The 20,149-nt window shown below is 47.5% G+C and carries 19 protein-coding genes; 9 read left to right on the top strand and 10 right to left on the bottom strand.

The features are described 5' to 3' along the window. The 3 genes from QUB66_RS12550 to QUB66_RS12560 all read right to left on the bottom strand — a co-directional run. On the bottom strand, positions 1-1,023 hold a 1,023-nt coding region (locus tag QUB66_RS12550), incomplete at its 3' end, for a PBS lyase (RefSeq protein ID WP_332968183.1). Between the two features lie 45 nt (positions 1,024-1,068). Continuing rightward, the gene (locus QUB66_RS12555; RefSeq protein WP_332968181.1) at positions 1,069-1,629 is read right to left on the bottom strand and encodes a CPBP family glutamic-type intramembrane protease; all 561 of its coding nucleotides are present in this window, start codon (positions 1,627-1,629) and stop codon (positions 1,069-1,071) included. A 28-nt stretch (positions 1,630-1,657) separates the two neighbouring features. After that, on the bottom strand, positions 1,658-2,302 hold the full coding sequence (locus tag QUB66_RS12560; protein ID WP_332968180.1) for a phosphoribosylanthranilate isomerase: 645 nt from the start codon (positions 2,300-2,302) through the stop codon (positions 1,658-1,660). Between the two features lie 135 nt (positions 2,303-2,437). Between QUB66_RS12560 and psaK the strand changes: the two genes are divergently transcribed. The 5 genes from psaK to QUB66_RS12585 all read left to right on the top strand — a co-directional run bounded on the left by psaK (position 2,438) and on the right by QUB66_RS12585 (position 7,288). Further along, complete coding sequence (gene psaK, locus QUB66_RS12565) at positions 2,438-2,722, top strand: photosystem I reaction center subunit PsaK (RefSeq protein WP_265235746.1); 285 nt, start codon at positions 2,438-2,440, stop codon at positions 2,720-2,722. 81 nt (positions 2,723-2,803) lie between these two features. Next, a complete protein-coding gene (locus QUB66_RS12570; RefSeq protein WP_332968179.1) occupies positions 2,804-4,000 on the top strand; it encodes a site-2 protease family protein in 1,197 nt (398 codons plus the stop codon). 190 nt (positions 4,001-4,190) lie between these two features. Further along, the gene (locus QUB66_RS12575) at positions 4,191-6,152 is read left to right on the top strand and encodes a CHASE2 domain-containing protein (protein WP_332968177.1); all 1,962 of its coding nucleotides are present in this window, start codon (positions 4,191-4,193) and stop codon (positions 6,150-6,152) included. Between the two features lie 47 nt (positions 6,153-6,199). Beyond that, positions 6,200-6,994 carry a DUF928 domain-containing protein gene (locus tag QUB66_RS12580; RefSeq protein WP_332968176.1) on the top strand — a complete coding sequence of 265 codons (795 nt, stop codon included), beginning with the start codon at positions 6,200-6,202 and terminating at the stop codon, positions 6,992-6,994. 213 nt (positions 6,995-7,207) lie between these two features. After that, positions 7,208-7,288 carry a DUF2283 domain-containing protein gene (locus tag QUB66_RS12585; protein ID WP_332971241.1) on the top strand — a complete coding sequence of 27 codons (81 nt, stop codon included), beginning with the start codon at positions 7,208-7,210 and terminating at the stop codon, positions 7,286-7,288. 156 nt (positions 7,289-7,444) lie between these two features. Here the strand turns inward: QUB66_RS12585 and QUB66_RS12590 are convergent, their stop codons facing one another. Then, a complete protein-coding gene (locus QUB66_RS12590) occupies positions 7,445-8,197 on the bottom strand; it encodes a lipoate--protein ligase family protein (protein WP_332968174.1) in 753 nt (250 codons plus the stop codon). 151 nt (positions 8,198-8,348) lie between these two features. Between QUB66_RS12590 and QUB66_RS12595 the strand changes: the two genes are divergently transcribed. Together QUB66_RS12595 and QUB66_RS12600 are read left to right on the top strand one after the other, a co-directional pair. Further along, positions 8,349-8,672: a thioredoxin family protein gene (locus tag QUB66_RS12595; RefSeq protein ID WP_265235741.1), complete on the top strand. Its 324-nt coding sequence runs from the start codon at positions 8,349-8,351 to the stop codon at positions 8,670-8,672. Positions 8,673-8,889: 217 nt separating this feature from the next. Further along, positions 8,890-10,113 carry an LL-diaminopimelate aminotransferase gene (locus tag QUB66_RS12600; protein ID WP_332968170.1) on the top strand — a complete coding sequence of 408 codons (1,224 nt, stop codon included), beginning with the start codon at positions 8,890-8,892 and terminating at the stop codon, positions 10,111-10,113. A 379-nt stretch (positions 10,114-10,492) separates the two neighbouring features. Here QUB66_RS12600 and QUB66_RS12605 read toward each other — a convergent pair whose 3' ends face one another. Then, positions 10,493-10,891 carry a hypothetical protein gene (locus QUB66_RS12605; RefSeq protein ID WP_332968167.1) on the bottom strand — a complete coding sequence of 133 codons (399 nt, stop codon included), beginning with the start codon at positions 10,889-10,891 and terminating at the stop codon, positions 10,493-10,495. Positions 10,892-10,983: 92 nt separating this feature from the next. Beyond that, positions 10,984-11,823, bottom strand: a complete 840-nt coding sequence (gene surE / locus QUB66_RS12610; RefSeq protein WP_265235738.1) for a 5'/3'-nucleotidase SurE — start codon at positions 11,821-11,823, stop codon at positions 10,984-10,986. Positions 11,824-12,539: 716 nt separating this feature from the next. On the opposite strand from surE, the gene pheS reads away from it, so the two are divergent. Continuing rightward, positions 12,540-13,544, top strand: a complete 1,005-nt coding sequence (gene pheS, locus QUB66_RS12615; RefSeq protein WP_332968165.1) for a phenylalanine--tRNA ligase subunit alpha — start codon at positions 12,540-12,542, stop codon at positions 13,542-13,544. A gap of 383 nt (positions 13,545-13,927) precedes the next feature. On the opposite strand, the gene QUB66_RS12620 is transcribed toward pheS, so the two are convergent. Then, a complete protein-coding gene (locus QUB66_RS12620; RefSeq protein ID WP_265235736.1) occupies positions 13,928-14,395 on the bottom strand; it encodes a hypothetical protein in 468 nt (155 codons plus the stop codon). 571 nt (positions 14,396-14,966) lie between these two features. On the opposite strand from QUB66_RS12620, the gene QUB66_RS12625 reads away from it, so the two are divergent. Beyond that, on the top strand, positions 14,967-15,917 hold the full coding sequence (locus tag QUB66_RS12625) for an SH3 domain-containing protein (RefSeq protein ID WP_332968163.1): 951 nt from the start codon (positions 14,967-14,969) through the stop codon (positions 15,915-15,917). 266 nt (positions 15,918-16,183) lie between these two features. Here the strand turns inward: QUB66_RS12625 and QUB66_RS12630 are convergent, their stop codons facing one another. The 3 genes from QUB66_RS12630 to QUB66_RS12640 form a co-directional block, all read right to left on the bottom strand. Continuing rightward, positions 16,184-16,612 carry a hypothetical protein gene (locus QUB66_RS12630; RefSeq protein ID WP_265235734.1) on the bottom strand — a complete coding sequence of 143 codons (429 nt, stop codon included), beginning with the start codon at positions 16,610-16,612 and terminating at the stop codon, positions 16,184-16,186. Next, entirely contained in the window at positions 16,612-16,893 is a 282-nt protein-coding gene (locus QUB66_RS12635) for a hypothetical protein (protein ID WP_265235733.1), read from the bottom strand. The genes QUB66_RS12630 and QUB66_RS12635 overlap by 1 nt, the downstream gene beginning before the upstream one ends. Positions 16,894-16,993: 100 nt before the next feature. Continuing rightward, positions 16,994-20,149 (bottom strand): calcium-binding protein (locus tag QUB66_RS12640; protein ID WP_332971237.1); only part of this gene is annotated, 3,156 nt, incomplete at its 5' end.

Raw genomic sequence — 20,149 nt, forward strand, 5'->3', positions numbered from 1 at the left:
CGATGAGTAGTTTGGTGTTTGTATGGGAGATTCAAGCGTTTGTCCGATTTCTGGTTGTTCTAAATCAATTGATTCTGATACCGATGAGTAGTTTGGTGTTTGTATGGGAGATTCAAGCGTTTGTCCGATTTCTGGTTGTTCTAAATCAATTGATTCTGGTTCGGAAAATGCTGTGTAATTTAACTCTTGTTCAACTTCTGTTTGATTTAACTCACTTGACTGTTCTTCCCAAACTTCTTGTTGTGGTAAATCCGATCCAAATTCTGTTTGATTTAACTGACTGAACTGCTGTTCGGGGACTTCTTGTTGTACATTACTCTGGTACTGCTCTTGCAATGACTTGATAGTAGCTTGCATCTGAGCTTCGTGAGCTTGAAACTGAGCGTAAGCAGCTTGCAACTGACTATCATATTGCTGTTGCAAAGCCTCCCTAGTTAATTGCATCTCAACTTCGCTGTTCCCAGATGGCGAAGCAGTTTGTCTCAATTGAATTTCGTGTTGTTTTTGCAGGTTTTGCAAATGTTCGTCCATTTGAGCTTGATAACTGTGATGCAATTCATCAGAAACTGTGAGTAAATGATGTTCGTGTTCTGCTTGCAAAGATTGCAGATTTTCTTGCAGCCTAGCATTGTGAGCAGCCTCTAATTCCTGGCTGACTTGTCGGATCTGCTGCTCGTGAGCGCCTGCAACTTGTTGGAGCCGATCGCGTTCTACTAGAACTTGTTGGAGCCGATTTTCATATTGATCCGCAACTTGTTTGAGCTGATTTTCGTATTGGGTAGTAACTTGTCTGAGTAAATTTTCGTGTTCAACAGTAGCTTTTCTCAACCGATCTTCTCCTTCTCCGTGCTGAGATTCGGTAGTTGGTTGCATTCGAGATATCTGAGCTAGTTCTATATCCTGAGCTATTCTGCGAGTTTGCAGCAAGTGTTCTTGCTTTTGCTTGTGCAACCGCTTTTCCACTAACCAGTAAGCAACTGCTATCCCTGCCAAAAAACCTACGATCGCTCCTATGATACCCACGATGGAGTTCCTCCTGACAATATAGTGATGCTGGACTGTGTACATTTAACCATAAAGCCTCCTGTAACCGCCCAATAGCAGCAGCCAAGCTGTGACTGCGAGCCAGTGAACCGCCACCGCAGGCCAGATAGAACCGATGAGCAGGTATGCGATGGAGCACGCTACCCCTAAAACAGCCGCCAGTAGCAAAAACACGGGATTCATAAAGGTCGATCGACCGATCGGATAAAAAGTCAGCGCGTTCAGCGGGTGGTAAACTACAAACAGCACCAAACTCAAGCATCCCCAAAACCACAGCATTAAGCCAGAAGCATTCTCAGACGGGTGCGGCAGTATTAACACCCGGAACAATAATTCCTCGGTGATACCGGGACTCAACAAACAGCCCACGAGTGCTCCAGCAATTATACGCCGAGAAGTTTGCACGTCTACTTTCAGAAATCCCGACCAAAAACCGATGGGAAGGGCGATCGCACTGTAAACTAGGGCGAGCATGGCTGCAACCAGTAAATCGGTAAAATCGGGAATAGTTGAAAAAGCGTGGCTGAGGCGGTGTATCAGTAAGTTCGAGGGAAGAAGCAAGAAGCAAGAGAGAAAAGGAAGCATCTCAGTTTTGTTATGCGTTCGGAACTGTTTATTTTAAAGCTTTTAATCGATCGAACAACTGAGCAACTTTGGTCAAATCTTTATCTCCAGGCGCTATTTCTACACCGCTAGAAAGGTCAACACCGCTGAATTTATTCTCCCCGATCGCCCGATCGATTGCATTTAAAATATTATCCGCTGTTAAACCGCCCGCCAGCAGCCAAGGACACTGCGGTTTAAACTCTGCTAACATCATCCAATCTATAGTTTTGCCAGTACCGCCGAGTTGATCTCGATGGTAAGCATCCAACAGTAAAGTATCGACACAAAGGGCGTAAATTGCAGCGGTGGCTAAAGTTTCAGCAGTCTTAACTCTCAAAGCTTTGATAATTTCAATTCCCGGCAAAAACTCGCGCAGTCGATCGCAATATTCCGCTGTTTCATCTCCGTGCAGTTGCACCCCGCTTAAATTTGACTCTGCCGTTACTTGACAGATATTTTCTATTGTGCTATTAGCAAACACGCCAATGCGATCGACATTTTCGGGCAACTGCTCAACAATCAAGCGAATTGTTTGAGGGCTGACATAGCGCGGGGAAGCCGACACGCAGATAAACCCCAAAGCTTGGGCTCCCAAAGCTGCGATCGCAATTCCCTGGTCTAATTTGGTAATTCCACAAATTTTAACCCGCACTCCGGCTCCTCCGTTCCTTTCTTTGTATCAAAATATCAAGGAATTGTTAACTATTAAAACAAATCTTAGTTTAATGCAAAACGCTTTTTATAATTCTGGAACTCAATATATTTCTGAAATCAGGAGCATAAGAACATGATTAACTCATCTTTGCTGTTAGCCGTACCATCTGCAACTGCCTTAACGGTGGAGTGGACACCAATGGTAGGACTGACAATGATTATATGCAATTTGCTGGCGATCGCGATCGGCTACTACGGCATAAACAAGCAAAACCGAGGCAAGGGCCCAGCCTTACCCGTTGCAGTCCCAGGAATGTTCAAAGGCTTCGGCATCCCAGAATTGCTAGCCACAACCAGCTTGGGCCACTTGATCGGGGCTGGAGTAATCTTGGGCTTGGGTAACGCCGGAGTGCTTTAAAAATCACGGGAAGGGGAAGGCAAGAGGTATAAAAAGATATAATAGAAACTCTTTCTTCCTCTCATGCGGCAGGAAAATTTCATGCAGACAGGTTGGCGAATCGGCTCATTATTTGGCATTCCGCTACTCATAGATTATTCGTGGTTTATAATTTTAGCCCTCGCAACCCGCGAATACGCCAGCAGTTACCGCTTGTGGGGGCCTGCGCTCTCCTGGAGTGCCGGGTTGGCAATAGCTTTGCTGCTGTTTGCTTCCGTGCTCTTGCACGAACTCGGACACAGCTTGGCGGCGATGTCCCAAGGCATTAAAGTTAATTCTATTACTCTATTCTTATTTGGCGGAGTAGCTTCGATCGACTCGGAATCAAAAACTCCCGGTAAAGCTTTTCAAGTAGCTATTGCGGGCCCTCTCGTCAGCTTCGCGCTGTTTTTAATCCTCGGTTTGGGTTCTCAAGTTTTCCCCCCGACAAGTTTGCTATCAATTATCACAGAAAAGGTAGCAGTAATCAATCTTGTTTTGGGATTATTTAACTTAATTCCCGGTCTGCCTTTGGACGGAGGACAAGTTTTAAAAGCAGCAATTTGGAAAATCACCGGCTCTCGATTTGCCGGGGTTCGCTGGGCGGCAAAAACAGGACAAGTTTTGGGTTGGCTGGCCGTTGCTTTCGGTGTCAGTTTATGTGTGTTAGCGCGCCAGTACGGCGGTTTGTGGATTGCGCTGATCGGCTGGTTTGCGATTCGGAATGCTAGTAGCTACAGCCGCTTTACTTCGTTGCAAGAAGCGCTGATCAAAACTAAGGCCGCCGATGCAATGAGCCGCGAGTTTCGAGTTGTCGATGCAAATTTGACTTTGCGAGAATTTGCCGATCGCTATTTATTAGAAGTCAATCCGTTTCCATTTTACATCGCTGCGACCAACGGGCGGGATTTGGGCTTAGTGTCGATCGACGATATCCGCTGCACAGAGCGCAGTCAGTGGCAAATTCAGACATTGCACAACATTTTGAAGCCCCTGGAAAAAACCCCCACAGTCTCAGAAAAAGCATCCATCGCAGACGTGATTAACAGCATGGAAGCCCGCCAACTCCCGCGAATCATTGTCCTCTCGCCCATTGGTTCAGTCGTAGGGACGATCGATCGGGGCGACGTGGTGAAAGTTTTGGCAAAATACCTCAAACCCCAGATTTCCGAAGCCGACATCAAGCGCAGCAAAGAAGAGAACACTTATCCCCAAGGATTGCAGCTAAGTGCGATCGCTAAAACCGTACAAGAAAATTAATTAAAAATTTGGCATGAATCATCGAGATTAGTCACAACTTCAGGTGTAAATAGGTGTGCATAAATAAACTAAACGTTAAACCTAAAAATCTAATTTCCTTGCTGTCAGGAAATTATGACCGATGGAATTTCTCCGTTAATCATGACCGCCTACTTAGCAGATTTTGTCAAAGATGGTTAAAAGATTTCTCATGCCCAATCTTTTTAAGATATTTGATCATCAATTGGGAGAGAAACGTTGGAGTTGGAAAAAGTTAAGTTTCTCCTTCCCATTCGCTGACTTACAACCTCTTGCCATCACCTGCATTGTCGTGACAGGAACTCTCTTAGGAGTGCGACATTTAGGTTGGTTGCAGCCCTTGGAATTAAAATTTTTTGACCTGATGGTGCAGTTGGGCCCCGATGCAGGGCCTGACCCGAGGTTGCTGGTAGTGACAGTCACAGAAAAGGACATTCATGCTCTAAAAAAATGGCCAATTTCCGATCGCGTTTTAGCAAAAGCGATCGCCGAAATAGCGCGTCTCGAACCCACCGTGATTGGTTTGGATATAATCCGCGATATCCCCTACGAACCGGGAAACGCAGAATTGACTGCTCAATTCAAAAACCCCAAAGTCATCGCCATTACTTTCATCGGCAACTCAGAGTACGATCGAGCTCTGCCACCTCCCAACATACCCAAAAAACGCAGAGGATTTAACAATTTAATCATCGATCCAGACGGTATAATTCGCCGAAATTTGATGTTTCTTCCCGATGAAGAATTGACTACTAACTCATTTTCTATGGTACTAGCTTTTAACTATCTAACCAGCCAGAAAGTCAAGACAAAAGTCACAGAAAATAAAGAAATTCAGCTCGGAGAAACAGTCTTTCCGCTACTGCGATCGTACTCAGGAGGTTATCAGACTATTGACGATCGAGGCTATCAAATTATGCTTAATTATCGCTCTCCTGAAAATATAGCAAAAACCGTGACCCTAACTCAAGTTTTGGAGGGAAAACTTGACCCCAATTTGGTGAAGGGTAAAATAGTGCTAATCGGGATTACAGCTCCAACTGTAAAAGATGTCTTTTCTACCCCTTATAGCGCTAGTGCCAGCGACAACCGCATGATGGCTGGGGTATTGATTCATGCAACAGCAACTAGCCAAATTATCAGCGCAGTTTTAGACGGTAAAAAGCTATTTTGGTTTTGGGATGAATGGCAAGAAATGCTTTGGCTCGCTGTTTGGGTAGGAGTTGGCGGCTGTTTAGCTTGGAGGCTAGAAAATACGCTCAATTTCATGGTGAGCGCGATCGCACTTGGCGGCATATTATGGGGATTCACATTTTTTCTATTCACTCAACAAGGGTGGATATCTGTGACAGGGCCGACACTGGGATTTTTAATCACCTTAGGAGTGATCATCACATACAAGTACCAGCAGTCAAAGCAGCAGCAAGAAATTGTGATGAAATTATTAGGACAGCAAACTTCACCGGCGATCGCCAATGCGCTATGGAAAGAGCGCGTCCATCTCCTCCAGTCGGGGCTATTGCCAGGACAAATACTAACTGCTACAATGATCATGACTGACTTGCAGGGTTTTAGCACCATTTCCGAACAACTACCGCCAGAAGTAGTAATGCCTTGGTTAAATGAATATTTATCAGCAATGGCCGAGGAAGTGCAAAAACATCAAGGGGTGATTAATAAATTTACCGGAGATGGAATGCTGGCTGTATTCGGCGTGCCTATTCCCCGCACAACTCCCGAAGAAATTGCCGAAGATGCTCGCCTTGCCGTATCTTGCGCTGTAGCTATAAGTGCGTGCTTACCAGCCCTGAATCAAAGTTGGAGCGATCGGGGTTTGCCGCCAGCAAAAATGCGAGTCGGAATTTTTACAGGGCCTGTGATGGTGGGCAGTTTGGGCGGTAAAACCCGTTTAGAATATGGAGTAATCGGCGATAGTGTCAATATCGCTTCTCGCCTAGAAAGCTGCGAAAAAGATCGGCAAGAGGACACCTGCCGCATCTTGATTGCCGAAGAAACTTTAGTGCATCTTGAGGGGAAATTTGAGGTAGAATCTTGGGGAGCTTTACCTTTAAAAGGCAGGGATCAAAAAGTTGATGTCTACCGAGTCTTGGGAGAAAAAAGATCAAAAAAATAACAACAGACAAAATATCTTGAAACAATCATACAACTGCTAGGAAAACAATGACTAAATTCACACTAAAATGGCTGGTATTTTCTTCCCTATTGTTGATAGGAGCATTTCAGACTTGCCAATTTGTCAGTCAGGCACAAGAGCTGCCAAGTGGGTTGGGGGGCAGTGGTAAGCCGCGCCAAACTGTACCGGGAGGGCCGCGTTTCACTCAGCCCCGTGAAGATATGGATCAATCGCCCCCTCGATCGGGCAGATCGACCCGCGGTACCTGTCGCAACAGTCAGCTAAATCCAATAAATCTCACAGGCTTAGTCCCTGAAAATAAAATCGGACGGACTGTTTCTGACTATCCAACATTCTTTTTCTACTTACCTCCAACAAAGGCGGAATCAGCCGAATTCATCCTACTAGATCCAACTGGTAACCAGATTTATAAACAGACTCTCACAGTTACCAATTTATCAGGAGTAATCGGCGTTAGTATCCCCGCTAACAAAAATGTGCCTCCGTTGGAAGTAGGCAAAAATTACACTTGGAATTTTACAGTGATTTGCGAGGCTGAAGATAGATCGGCAGATCTGCTCGACATCGGTACTGTACGCCGAGTTGAACTCAGTGCAGATATCCGCAGTCAATTAGAAAAGGCAGATCCGCGCCGAAAAACCGCTATTTATGCTGAAAATGGGATTTGGCAAGATGCTCTCAGCAATTTAGCTGCTGCTCGTCGCGATCGCCCTTCGGATACAGTGCTGGATTCTGATTGGGAAAGCTTGCTCGATGCGGTGAAATTGGCCAAAATTGCCAAACAGCCGATCGTCCAAGTTCAAACTGATCCGAAACCATAAGCTGTAAAGCATTTCAATCTAACTTTTTGGGCTGGATTGTCTGCCCGCCCACAATAGTTTCAGCAAAAATAGCAGAAATTGTGTCTCTCGTTAACAAAGTATCTTACTCCGATCTAAAATCGTAGAATCAGAAAAAAGTAGCGATCGCCCTCATTTTAGTGGTCAAGAGTCGGCGAGCGCGATCGATACTTTTGATTTTTGAGGTAAAATTTTATGAAGATTAGTTATGATTCAGAAATTGATGCTCTCTACATTAGGCTTGTAGAAGGTAAGCATCAGTGTGATTACAGTTAACTGACAAAATTGCTTTAAATATTGGTAAAAATGAGTTATTGGTAGGGATAGAAGTTTTAGATGGTACACAGGTTTTAGGTGCAGGAAATATTCCTAATGTAGTGCTAGAAAATATATCTTTTACTGTTCGCACTACCTAGATATAGCTGGCAATGCCTACCGACAAATAGAGTTTTTTGTGTTAAATTCCGAAATATCCTGCCATTCCTCCTCCGAAAGCGGCCGCACTTCCAAGTCAATCCCAAAACACCGACAAGCCGCCGCACTCAAAGCATCAATTACAGTGGCGATTAAATCATCTCCCCCTTGAAATAAAGGTAACTTCACAGGAATTAATTCCTCCCCAAAAACTTGAGAAAACAAACCAATATCCGATCGCAAACGCATCGAACCATGCTGCAAAATAGCATCACCCCGGCGCAATTGCGCGCTACCAATTAACTTGCCGCCATCAGGTGTAACCAAATCCGCACCCGTAGCAGTACCAAAACAATTCGGATTGTGAATATAACCGCGCCCAGCTTCCCCGTAGTGCAAATCCACACCCATCGCCCGCCAACCCTCAATCAAAAACTCGCAAATAGTCTGATAAGCTTTCATGCGACTGCTGCCAAATCCCGACGCCACAACTGCGTAAGTTAAATCACCCTGGTGGAGCACGGCGCGCCCACCGCTAGGCCTCCTCACCAAATCCACAGGCGTTCCCTCCCAGGACAAATGCTGCCAAAACTCAGGCCACCGCTGCTGATGGTAGCCCAAGGAAATCGCCGCCGGTGCCCAGGTGTAAAATCGCAGAGTTGGCGGATTTTTCCCCGCTAGATGCTGTTGTAGCAGCCATTGGTCGATCGCCATCTGCACACTACCAGACGCTTGCAGCAGCGGAATTAAACGCCATACAGAATTAGCCATCAGTCTCAAATCCTGAGTTTCTACTCAATAAATTCACAGAATGTTTTAAAATTAGTAACAGTTTTTGTGTCCCTCTTCTAAATTAGTGCAAATTTCAAGCCCGCCCGTGCTTTTTTATAAATAACCAACCAGGAAAAATCATCGTAAAATCATGAGCAACAGTGTAATTGTCATCAACGACGAAAAATTTGAAACAGAAGTTCTGAAAGCAGAGCAACCAGTGCTTGCCTATTTTTGGGCATCTTGGTGCGGGCCTTGCAAACTGATTGCGCCTTCGATAGACTGGGTGGCTGCCAACTACAGCGACCTGAAAGTGGTTAAAATGGAAATTGACCCTAATCCGAATACTGTCAAGCAGTATAAAGTAGAAGGAGTCCCAGCACTGAGACTGTTTAAAAATGCCGAAGTAGTCCTTTCCCATGAGGGAGCGATTACTAAACAAACTTTGATCGGTTTGCTCGACGGTCACTTATAAAATTTTGAATTGATTCGGGAGTTTCCAACTCCCAAGTCACAACTATAACAATCCCAAAGAATTTGTAAACATCTCTCTTTTCTCCTCAATCTTCCTCTCTGACTCTGCGCCCTCTGCGCTCTCTGCGGTTAAAAAACATTCTCTAAAGAACCATCAAAAAGAATCATTTTTCAGCGATTTAAAATGATTTATTAATATCGCCAAAACTTACAAAAATATGCAATTTGCCCAACGTTTAGAACCCCTCAAATTTAATGTATTTGCCGACATGGATCGGGCGAAAACTCTAGCCAGAGCCGCCGGACAAAATGTGATTGACTTGTCTCTGGGTTCTTCGGATTTGCCAGCGGCTGCTCACATTACAGATGCGATCGCCCTTTCGCTATCCGATCCTAGCACCCACGGCTATTTACTGTTTAACGGAACCCGCTCTTTCCGAGAAGCCGCAGCTTGCTGGTACGAACAAAAATTTGGAATTTCAGTCAATCCCGAAACAGAAGTGCTGCCACTAATTGGTTCCCAAGAAGGCACGGCGCATATGCCTTTAGCTGTACTAAACCCCGGAGATTTTGCTTTGCTGCTCGATCCGGGCTATCCTTCCCACGCGGGCGGTGTGTATTTGGCGGGCGGTCAAATTTACCCGATGCCAATATTAGCAGAAAATCAGTTTTTGCCAGTATTTGAAGATATTCCGATGCCTGTATTAGCCCAATCGAAGATGATGGTTTTGAGCTATCCTCACAATCCTACAACTGCGATCGCCCCGCTGGCATTTTTTGAGAAAGCCGTGGCTTTTTGTCGCCAACACGAGCTCGTTTTAGTGCACGATTTCCCCTATGTTGATTTGGTGTTTGACGATTCCGTAGGGGCGGTGGATGGTGCGCGCCCGCCCTCGGATATCGAGGAATTGCGTAAATTGATGGCGCCGTCGATTTTTCAGGCGGATCGAGATAAGAGTGTGGCGATCGAGTTTTTCACGCTATCCAAATCCTACAGCATGGGAGGTTTTCGAGTCGGATATGCGATCGGCAATCCCGAACTAATTGCAGCCCTGCGACAAGTTAAAGCCACAGTAGACTTCAACCAATATTTAGGGATTTTGAACGGAGCGAGTGCGGCATTAACAGGCCCCCAAGATACCGTCACAACCAGTGTACAAACCTTCAGAAAACGGCGGGATGCCTTTGTAAATGCGCTGAGCGCGATCGGCTGGGAAGTATCCGTACCCCCTGCCACCATGTACGTCTGGGCGAAACTACCAGCACCTTGGGCCTCGGATTCGGTGAAATTTTGCACTCAGCTAGTACAGAGTACAGGAGTCGCAGCTTCCCCCGGCGCCGGTTTCGGGAAATCAGGAGAAGGCTACGTGCGATTTGCCTTAGTTGAGTCACCAGAAATTTTGGAAGCAGCAGTTAAAAAAATTGCTGAGTTTCTCAATTAATTTCTCAATGACAAAGATTGCATTCATGCACTCTCCTAAGAATGAAATTATCTGCGTTGCATCTGCGTTGATCCGCCTAGATCTGCGGTTGACTTATCAATCAAAGATTTATGCAATAAGTCTATTGAGCGATCGGCTTTTTTGGATTTAATACCAATTCTGAAAAGAATGGCACTTTTCAAAATGGGTATAAGTTCAAACTACTAGCACTTACGCACGGGGATCAGAAACGGGGTTTTTCACGCAAAGAATTCGTTACAGCCCATCAAAACGGTAAAAACCCGGTTTCTCGGAGTCGGAATGCGTAAGTGTTGTATCGTTATTTCTACCTAAAGGAATAGATATTTGCACGGAGTATCTGTCACAATGTTGAGAAATGTTAACGCGAGACATCTTGAGAATTACCAGTTCCGCTCACCCACTCTAAAAAACCTTGAAATGAATTCTGTCGGGGCAGCGATTGTTCCGTAGCGGCGATCGCACATCCCAAAAATACCACGCTTCCCAAAATTGCCAGCAGCGGAAAATGCTTACCCAGCCCAAAGTCCCGCTGAAGGCGAGCTAGTGGCCTGCTCTCTCGCCTGAGCATCTTTCCTACCGTCAATTGTTTGAGACTAAAAGGATCGCGGACAAAATGGCCACTCCAGCTAATTACCATATGAGAATGGCAGTGGGGACAGGTGAATAGTCCGCTGACCATTCCGACTGGGCCCACGACGCTGGAACGATGGCAAATCGGGCAAGTGACAGAATGAGTGTTATAGGTGGGAGCGTTCATAACTGTTTTTCTTGAGTAAAAAACCAACAACTAATTTAGAGCCTGCGTTAACGCCTGGGGCATAGACCTTTATAGGCACTTTTCCTTAATTCCTAGTTTACCGCTCGAATCGGGTCGATCGGAGCTGACTGTTTGGGAAAACCTTCAAATTGCCAATCCCGCAACGAGTGCAAGTCGGGAGCGCAGGTGAGATTGTATTGCAGCGGAGTAACGGTTATCTTGTTGTGGCGAATAGCCTGTACGTCTGTAGGAATATCATGCGGCACGGCCAGATCTAGGGTTTCTTCTACATCTTCTAACAATTCCCCAGCTAGCCAATAATAAGTTTTGCCGCGCGGATCGGTGCGCTTTTGAAATATGTCGAAATAGCGGCGAATGCCTTGACGGGCGATCGCAACTCCGGTAATTTCTGCTTGTGTAACCGCTGGTATGTTGACATTCAACAGCATCGGTTTCAGCATTGGCTGTTTTTCCAACTGTCCCAGCAAGGTGACAGCGAAATCTACCGCCGGCCCAAATTCCTGGGAAGTATAGCTGGCGAGGCTGAAAGCAATGCTGGGAATGCCTTCCATGATTCCTTCCATTGCCGCCGAAACCGTGCCCGAACAGATGATGTCCGTGCCTAAATTCGGCCCGTGGTTGACGCCGGAAATCACAAAATCCGGCGGTTTGTCAAGTAAAGCCCACAAAGCTAGTTTCACGCAGTCGGCGGGAGTGCCCGAACAAGCCCAAGCTGTGACGGCGGGATCAAAAACAGATTCGACAATTTCGGCGCGGATGGGTTGGTGTAGTGTGAGGCCGTGGCCCGTAGCGGAGCGCTCTCTGTCGGGACAGACTACACTCACGTCGTGGCCGGCGGCGGCGAGAGCGTTGGCGAGGCTACGGATGCCTTGGGCAAAGATGCCGTCGTCGTTACTAATTAAAAGTTTCATTGAAATTTTTAGAGGCCTGAGAATAATCTTAAACTAGATTCAAGTAGGGCGATCGCTCTAACATCCAATTACCTATTACGAATTATCCGTAACTACCGAAAATCTAAAATCTACAATCTAAAATCTCCAAGACTGTCGAGCCAAAATTGCGCTAAACTCAGCTTGGCTCAAAACTGCCATCAATGTGACAACTCCACACACTGAACGGAAGACCGTCGAGCGTGTGGGCTTCTTAAGAAATTAGGGAGCGTGTCCCACCGTCTCAGTGGCTCGTTAAACTCTTGGTCGCTACGTTTGTTCAGAATATATAGGCACTTCAGCGTACAGGTTTGGTAAACCGTTTTCTAGCGCTGAACACTGCGGTCAGTAATTAAACATACCTCTGGAGTTAAGGGGAAAGTGTTGCTGATGAAAACCTGGACAAACATTGACGAAGAAAACCACTCCGTAAGGAGTTGAACTTAAATTAGTTCAAAGAATAATTCCCTCACTATACTTATTTAGAGTGGGGGATTCTTTTAAAAACAATAAAGAACTTATTGTGCTTTGATGTCCTCATCCACACGCTCACGGCTCAACGCTTACGGCGTAGGAGGCTCAGGGCGTCTGGAATCCTCATCTTCAGCAAGTCTTTCATCCCACACTAACCGAAGTGGTATAGTGTGGGGATTCCCGTCTGTCTAGCTAAAATCTAAAATCTAAAATCTAAAATCAAGATGACTGTCCAACTAAGCGACATTGAAACTCAACTAGAAACCCTCGGCCAAGAGTCAAAAAGTGCGATCGCCACGGCGAATACCCTCGAACAACTAGAACAGTTGCGCGTCGGCTACCTCGGCAAAAAAGGCCAACTCTCTCAAATTTTAGGCATGATGGGCAAATTGTCTGCCGATCAGCGGCCCAAAGTAGGCGCGATCGCCAATACTGTAAAAGAAGCCCTCCAAGCCGACTTAGAAGACAAACGCGCCGCCCTCCAAACCGCCCAAATTCAAGCCAAATTAGCCTCACAAACCCTCGATGTCACCATGCCGGGGATTTTCAGTCCCCAAGGCCGAATTCACCCCTTAAATGCCGTCATAGACCGCGCTCTCGATATCTTTGTCGGGCTGGGTTACACCGTCGCCAACGGCCCGGAAATGGAAACAGATTATTACAACTTCGAGGCGCTAAATACTCCGCCCGACCACCCGGCGCGGGATATGCAAGATACATTTTACCTGCCCGGTGGCGACTTGCTAAGGACTCAGACATCATCGGTGCAAATTCGCTACATGGAACAGCACAAACCGCCGATTCGGATTGTTTCTCCCGGCCGCGTTTACCGCCGCGATACTGTGGATGCTACTCACGCAGCAGTTTTTCACCAAATCGAACTTTTAGCAATTGGTGAAAATCTGACATTTACTGACTTGAAAGGCACAATTAAAGAGTTTTTGCGGCAAATGTTCGGGCAAGATTTGCCAATTCGTTTCCGCACGAGTTACTTTCCGTTTACAGAACCTTCTGCTGAAGTTGATTTGCAGTGGAACGGCAAATGGCTGGAAGTTTTGGGCTGCGGCGCGGTAGATCCAAATGTTCTTAAAGGAGTCGGTTTAGATCCAGAAAAATATACTGGATTTGCGGCTGGTTTTGGTGTGGAGCGGTTCGCAATGGTACTTTATGAAATTGACGATATTCGCCGGGTTTATTCTAGCGATTTGCGTTTTTTGCGGCAATTTTAAATGATGGATTGCGATCGGTTTGAGGTTCGGTATAGAGGTTTCTGTCAATGCAGAGCGATGCTTTTGGTTTCGAGGAATGAGAAAAGGGCGAAAAAACACGATCTCATGTCCGAATAGTATCACCCCGATTGAATTGGTTTTGAGTGAGGATTTTAGTATTTGGGACAAGAAGGACTAAAATCCTTACTACGAACCTTTAATACTTTTGGTTTTTAGTAAGGACTTTAGTATTTGCCAAAAGAAAGACTAAAGTCCTCACTACGAACCTTTAATACTTTTGGTTTTTAGTGAGGACTTTAGTATTTTTCAAAAGAAGGACTAAAGTCCTCACTAGGAACCTGTTTGACAGTGGTGGGGAGAGTCAACACGATCTGATTGATTGTCTAGTTAAAAGCATCCTTGATGCTGTCAACAGCGCGCTCCACAGCATTCTTGGTGTTATCTACTGCTTTCTGAGTGCGAGCAGAATCTTCCTCTGCTCTTTTCTCGATTGTAGCGGCATCTTTCTTCGCTTTGCGCTCGGCCAAACTACCATCTTCTGATGCTCGATCGACTTTAGCAGCATTTGTCTTGGCTGTTTCCTTCACCTTCTCTTCTGTATCTCGGATGAAGTTCTTGGCTCTTCCAGCATCTGTGCTCGCTTTGTTTTGAACTTGATCGCCCAAATCTGCTGCTGCGATCGAGCTTACAGCAGGAGAGGCCATTGCTGCGGTGTTCGAGAACAACGAACTCTGCCAAACAAATGCCATCGCTGACACGCAAAGCACAGTTGCAGCTAGATAGCGCCCGACGGTCGAAATCCGTTTGATAAAATAATTCAGTTTCATAGAATACAAAATCAGATATGACATTCTATTTTTACTCGATTTGGGCGATCGGTTAAACCATTCTCCAGATAGAGGTTATCCGGCGACGACTTCTTATAAAAAATCAGTCTTTTGATAGATTGAAGCAAAAAAACTGAGTCAATTTGAGATTTTAGACTAGAGATTTTAGATCTAAAAATTGACTCCAAAGCCGCTCTCTGGAAGGATAAACTAAAATCACTAAATTTTGATAATTTAGATGCAAGAATTGACTTTACAGATGAATCTGGGCGTTCTTCCACTTGCTGCCACTGTCTATTTTTCGCGGTAATTTTAAGTAAGGTGCGATCGCAGGTGACGCATTTAAACTGTTGACTGTTGACTTTCCCACTCTCTCCCACTCTCAGTCTCCCCTGCCCTGCCATAACGAGCCATCGATCGGCGTAGCAGCTTAATTTGTCCTTGCTTAACTCACCAAATATTAAGCTATATAAATCAAAATTGACTTATCCCCATAAAAATGTTATGTGAACGTGGGTATGGAATAGAAATCTATTTTTTGCTATATTGGCCTGCAATTAAGATAATGATTGTGGTTAAGTGAGGAGTTGAACGGATGAAAAATTTGAATTGCTGGAACAAACCCGCTGCATTCCTGGGCGCGATCGCGATCGTAGCCGGAAGTTTGCAGGCGACTGCGATCGGTGTTACCGCCCTACCAACATCCACTACCAGTCAGGATGCTGAAAATATTTCCTTTGAAAACAGCACCACCTTTCAAATAGCCCAAGCTGACAGCCTTTGTCGCAAAGTCAATCCCAAAGAAGGTTTGACCGTTCGCCAGAACCCAGACCCCAAATCTCCGAGAGTTGGCGGTGTAGCAATGAATACTAAGGTAACGCTGTTCCAAGGCGCTACTTCTGTTAAAGCCTCCGACGGCCGCCTCTGGATTCAAATTACCGCTCCCGTCAAAGGGTATGTGGCTAGCGGATATCCCAAAGACGAAAGTAATTTAGTTTCGTGCACAACAGCAAGCGCAACTCCAGCGCCAGCACCAGCACCAGCACCAGCACCGGCGCCAGCACCAGCGCCAGCACCAGCACCAGCACCAGCGCCAGCGCCAGCGCCAGCACCAGCGCCAGCGCCAGCGCCAGCACCAGCACCGACACCCAGTCCAAGTCCTGCACCGACACCAGCACCGGCACCGACACCCAGTCCAAGTCCTGCGCCCGCACCGACACCAGCACCGACACCAGCACCGACACCAGCACCGACACCAGCACCAGCACCTGCACCGACACCAGCACCTGCACCTGCACCTGCAACGGGCCCTGTCAGTCTGTGCCGCCAAGTAGAACCTCGCGTAGCGCCGAAGGGTCTAGCAATCCGCACGGAGCCTTCAAAAACTGCTGCTGTTAAAGGTGGCGTAGCGGCTAACGGTCAAGTAACGCTAGTGCCGAATTTCCAGTTAGTGAAAGACAAGAATGGAGAAGACCGCAATTGGGTTGAGATTTCCGCCCCTGTACCCGGATTCATCTCGGCTGGAAACTTGATCATGTGCAAGTAGACTTCTGATTAACAGTTGACAGTTGACAGTTGACAGTTGACAGCGAAGTTTTTAGGCTGGAGCTTAAATCCCCGGCCTAAAAACAATCCACCTAAAGATGGGGGCTTAAATCCCCTGTGCTTTGGCTATTTCGGTCGAATTAATTATCGGCAATTCATCCCAGGTGATATCGTGCAGGCGATCGCGATTATTCAGAAACCATCAAACTTTTGCGGTGCGGGTTTCTAGGCGCTGATGGGTAATAAGCAAAAAGCCGATCGACCTTTCTACAGACAGCGCCCGCTTGCCCAATTTTGGTGTCCGCGATTTGGTTGACACTGAGATTGTCGGCCAATCCAGACAATTTCCCATTTATTTTGCCTGAGTCTGAGCTCGATGCGGTGCCGCATTCCGGCAACAGAATCGTCAGCTAAACCGATGACAGTTTGGACAATTACGGCGGTGTCTCGCGTGGGATATTCAACTGAAATTTGGTCGCTTTTTCTGCCTTCAGATTCTCGATCGAGAATAAAGAGTTTGGCAGCGATATCTTTGGGGTTGGAGACGGTGATTTTGCGATCGGCAATGAACTGTTTGGGGTTAATTGTTTCATAACCCGATCGACTTGCCGGCTGTGTAAGTGCTGCGACGGGAAGTTGGATGCAGGCGAACACAGCTAGGAAAAAGAGCGATCGCACCAGAGTTAATTTATTCATTAGACTTCAGATTGTGCCAAAAAACTTTGTCTCCGAGCTGCAAAAGCTGCCATGTCTGCCTCCGTTACTTGCGTTTGCTGCCAAGAGGGACGGGCAAGCAGTGGATCGCACCAAGCTGTAATTTTAGGATAGCAGTCTCGCGTGAACACCAACCAAAGACATCCAAGGGACAACCTTGCATTTAATAGTGCGATCGGTGCAAGACTCGCCAGCGTCCCGATCGCACTATAATAAAAAATGCTTTTTTCACTAATGAGATGCTCCCAATTTATGTACTTCAAGTCGAGTTTTAGACGAGTCTTGAAAATGATGGAAACGCCACAGCAGCTTGCAACTTCTGTGGCGTTTTGTTATGAGAATAGCGGACTTTCGCCGCCAATTCTAACCCTCAGAACGGAAGAGATTTGATGATAGGAAATCCAAGGAGCCGATCGCCCCATTAACCCCCACCAGATTCGCTAAAACCTGACCACTTCCTGCGACTCGCAGCAACGTACCGTCAGGAGTGGCGCTAAATTGTAACTGCTGGAAACTCACGCCGCCAGTCAAAACAAACTTATCGACGCCTACCTCGAAGTTAATCACAGTATCGATGCCACCGTCAGCACCCAACACAAATTGATCGCTCCCAAGCCCTCCAATTAAAGTATCCTCGCCTGCGCCACCAAACAGCCAGTCATCGCCAGCACCGCCGTTGAGAATGTCGCTATCTTTACCTCCGTAGAGGGTGTCGTTGCCAGCATCTCCGTTGATGTTATCTTGCCCTTCATTGCCGTAGAGCAAGTCATCGCCGTCACCGCCGTTGATGCAGTCTTGCTGGTCGTTTGCGCCCACCGCGAAACCCCGGTTATCGGAGCGATCGCCGCTTATGGTATCGTTGCCCTCGCCACCGCAGAGTTCATCACTACCGTCACCGCCGTAAATCAAGTCGTTGCCGAGATCTCCGTGTACGAGGTCATTATTTTTGCCGCCGTAAATTTTGTCGTTGCCTTCACCGCCACTGATGGTATCGTCAGCTTCATCGCCGAACAGCGCATCAGCACCATCACCACCAAAGAGCCAGTCCTGGCCGTTGACATCTTGAGCTCGACTGCGAGCGCCGCCGTACATGGTGTCATCGCCGCTGTCGCCGACAAGGGTATCAGAACCGAGTTCGCCCCAAATCAAGTCATTATCTTTGCCGCCCCAAACGCCATCGTTGCCTTTGCCAGCTTGGACGGTATCATTACCGTTGCCGCCGCCGATAATGTCGTTGCCGGTATCACCAAAGATTAAGTCTTGTTCGCCGGTATCCCCGATTGACTGGGAACTGCCGCTGTCGCCGAGCAGAGTATCGGCTCCTTCGCCGCCGTAGAGGGTATCTGAGCCTAATTGACCGTAGATCAGGTCATTGCCTTTGCCTCCGTAAGCGCGATCGTTATCTTTGCCTGCAACCAGCGTATCGTCGCCTTCTTGGCCGCTGAGGAAGTCGTTACCGAAGCCTCCGTAGAGCAAGTCGCGTCCTTGGAAGTCAACGATCCTTTTGTTGTTGGTGCCGCCGAACAAGGAGTCCTCGCCGGTGCCACCAATCAACGTATCCGAGCCGAGTTCGCCCCAGATGAGGTCATTGTCTTTGCCTCCTACGGCAATATCGTTATCTTTTCCGGCATGGATAGTATCGTTTCCCTCGTTACCGTTAATGATGTCATTGCCAGCGCATCCGAAGATCAAATCGCCATTGTCGTCAGCGCTAGCGGAGTTATCGTTGCCGTTGTCTCCCAAAATCGTATCGGCACCTTCATCTCCAAACAGGGTGTCAGAGCCTAAGTCTCCTGAAATCCAGTCGTTCTGTTTGCCAGCATGGATGATATCGTTGCCATCGCCGCCATAGGCAATATCGGTGTCAGTATCCGCAAAAATCGTGTCATTGCCTTCGTCGCCGTGAATTTCATCAGCGCCATTTTGACCTAAAAGCAGGTCATTGCCTTGCAAACCGAGGATTTTTTGGTTGCCTTTGGTGTCTGCGATCAAGTCATCGCCATTGGTTCCTTTGGTGGTTTGTCCCTCTCCAAGTTGCGAAATCGGTCGGACAAATCTCACTGCGGGCGGTTGCTGTGGCGGTGCAAAGTTAATTCCCGGTTTTTCAGGAATGGGCTGACACAGACAGTCGGTATCTGGTTCGGCGATCGGATTTGAGATACCGGGCGCGGGCGTTGGTGTGGGTGTAGGTGTGAGTGGGGGAACAGTCCCAACCGGCCTCAAGATAGCAGCAACATTAGCGCTAGCGGGGCTGACTTTGCCGAGGTTGTCCGTGGCGGTGTAGCTGAAAGTTGCTCCGTTAAAGTCGCCTGTGGATTTGAAAAATAGTTGTCCTATTTGTGCCGGAGTCAGGACTTGACCTGCTGTCACGGGTACGTCGCCGTTGACTGGATCTGATAAGAACAGGACTCCTTGGTTGGCTGGGGGGACGCTGGTGATGGTGTAAGAGACGATCGACCCATCGGGGTCACTTCCTCCCAATCCCAACACCTGCACGATGCCGTTAGTCGGAACCGTGAAGTTAACATTGTTAATCGATGGCGGTTGGTTGGAAGTCGGGGAGATAGCGGCAACTGTAGCAGTGGCGGGGCTGGTAGCGCCGCTGTTATCTGTGGCGCTGTAGCTGAAATTTGCGCCGGTAAAGTCGCCTGTGGATTTGAAAAATAGTTGCTGAATCTGTGCCGGAGTCAGGACTTGTCCGGGTGTCACCGCTACGCCACCGTTGGCTGGATCTCCTAAAAACAGGATTCCTTGGGCGGATGGGGGCAGGGTGTTGATCGTGTAAGAGGCGATCGACCCATCGGGGTCACTTCCTCCCAATCCCGGCACCCGCGCGCTGCTGTTGGGGTCTACCGTGAAGTTAGCATTGTTGGTTACTGGCGGTAAGTTTAGGGGATTTGGTGTGGGAGTTGATGCTGTTGAACCGAGAGTAGCGGTAGCCAGGGGACTAACTGCGCCGTTGTTGTCTGTGGCGCTGTAGGTAAAATTGGCACCGGTAAAGTTGCCTGTGGATTGGAAAAATAGTTGTCCTATCTGTGCCGGTGTCAAAACTTGACCCGGTGTCACGGCTACTCCGCCGTTGGCTGGATCTCCTAAAAACAGGACTCCTTGGGCCGCTGGCGGCAAGCTGTCGATGGTGTAAGAGGCGATCGACCCATCCGGGTCACTTTTTCCCAATCCTGGAATTTGTGCGGTGCTGTTGGGCCCTAGGGTGAGGTTAGTATTGTTGGCTGCTGGCGGTTCGTTGGGAGTTGGTACTGGAATCGGTATTGGTAATGGTGTGGGAGTGGGTGTTGGTACTGGTGGTTGGTTGGGAGTCGATCCTGTGGAACCGAGATTCGCGTTAGCTGGGGGGCTAACTGCGCCGCTGTTATCTGTGGCGCTGTAGCTGAAATTGGCACCGGTAAAAGTCCCTGTGGATTGGAAAAATAGTTGTCCTATCTGTGCCGGTGTCAAAACTTGACCTGGTGTCACGGCTACTCCGCCGTTGGCTGGATCTCCTAAAAACAGGATTCCTTG

It is taken from the genome of Microcoleus sp. A2-C3 (assembly GCF_036706065.1).
GTDB lineage: Bacteria > Cyanobacteriota > Cyanobacteriia > Cyanobacteriales > Microcoleaceae > Microcoleus.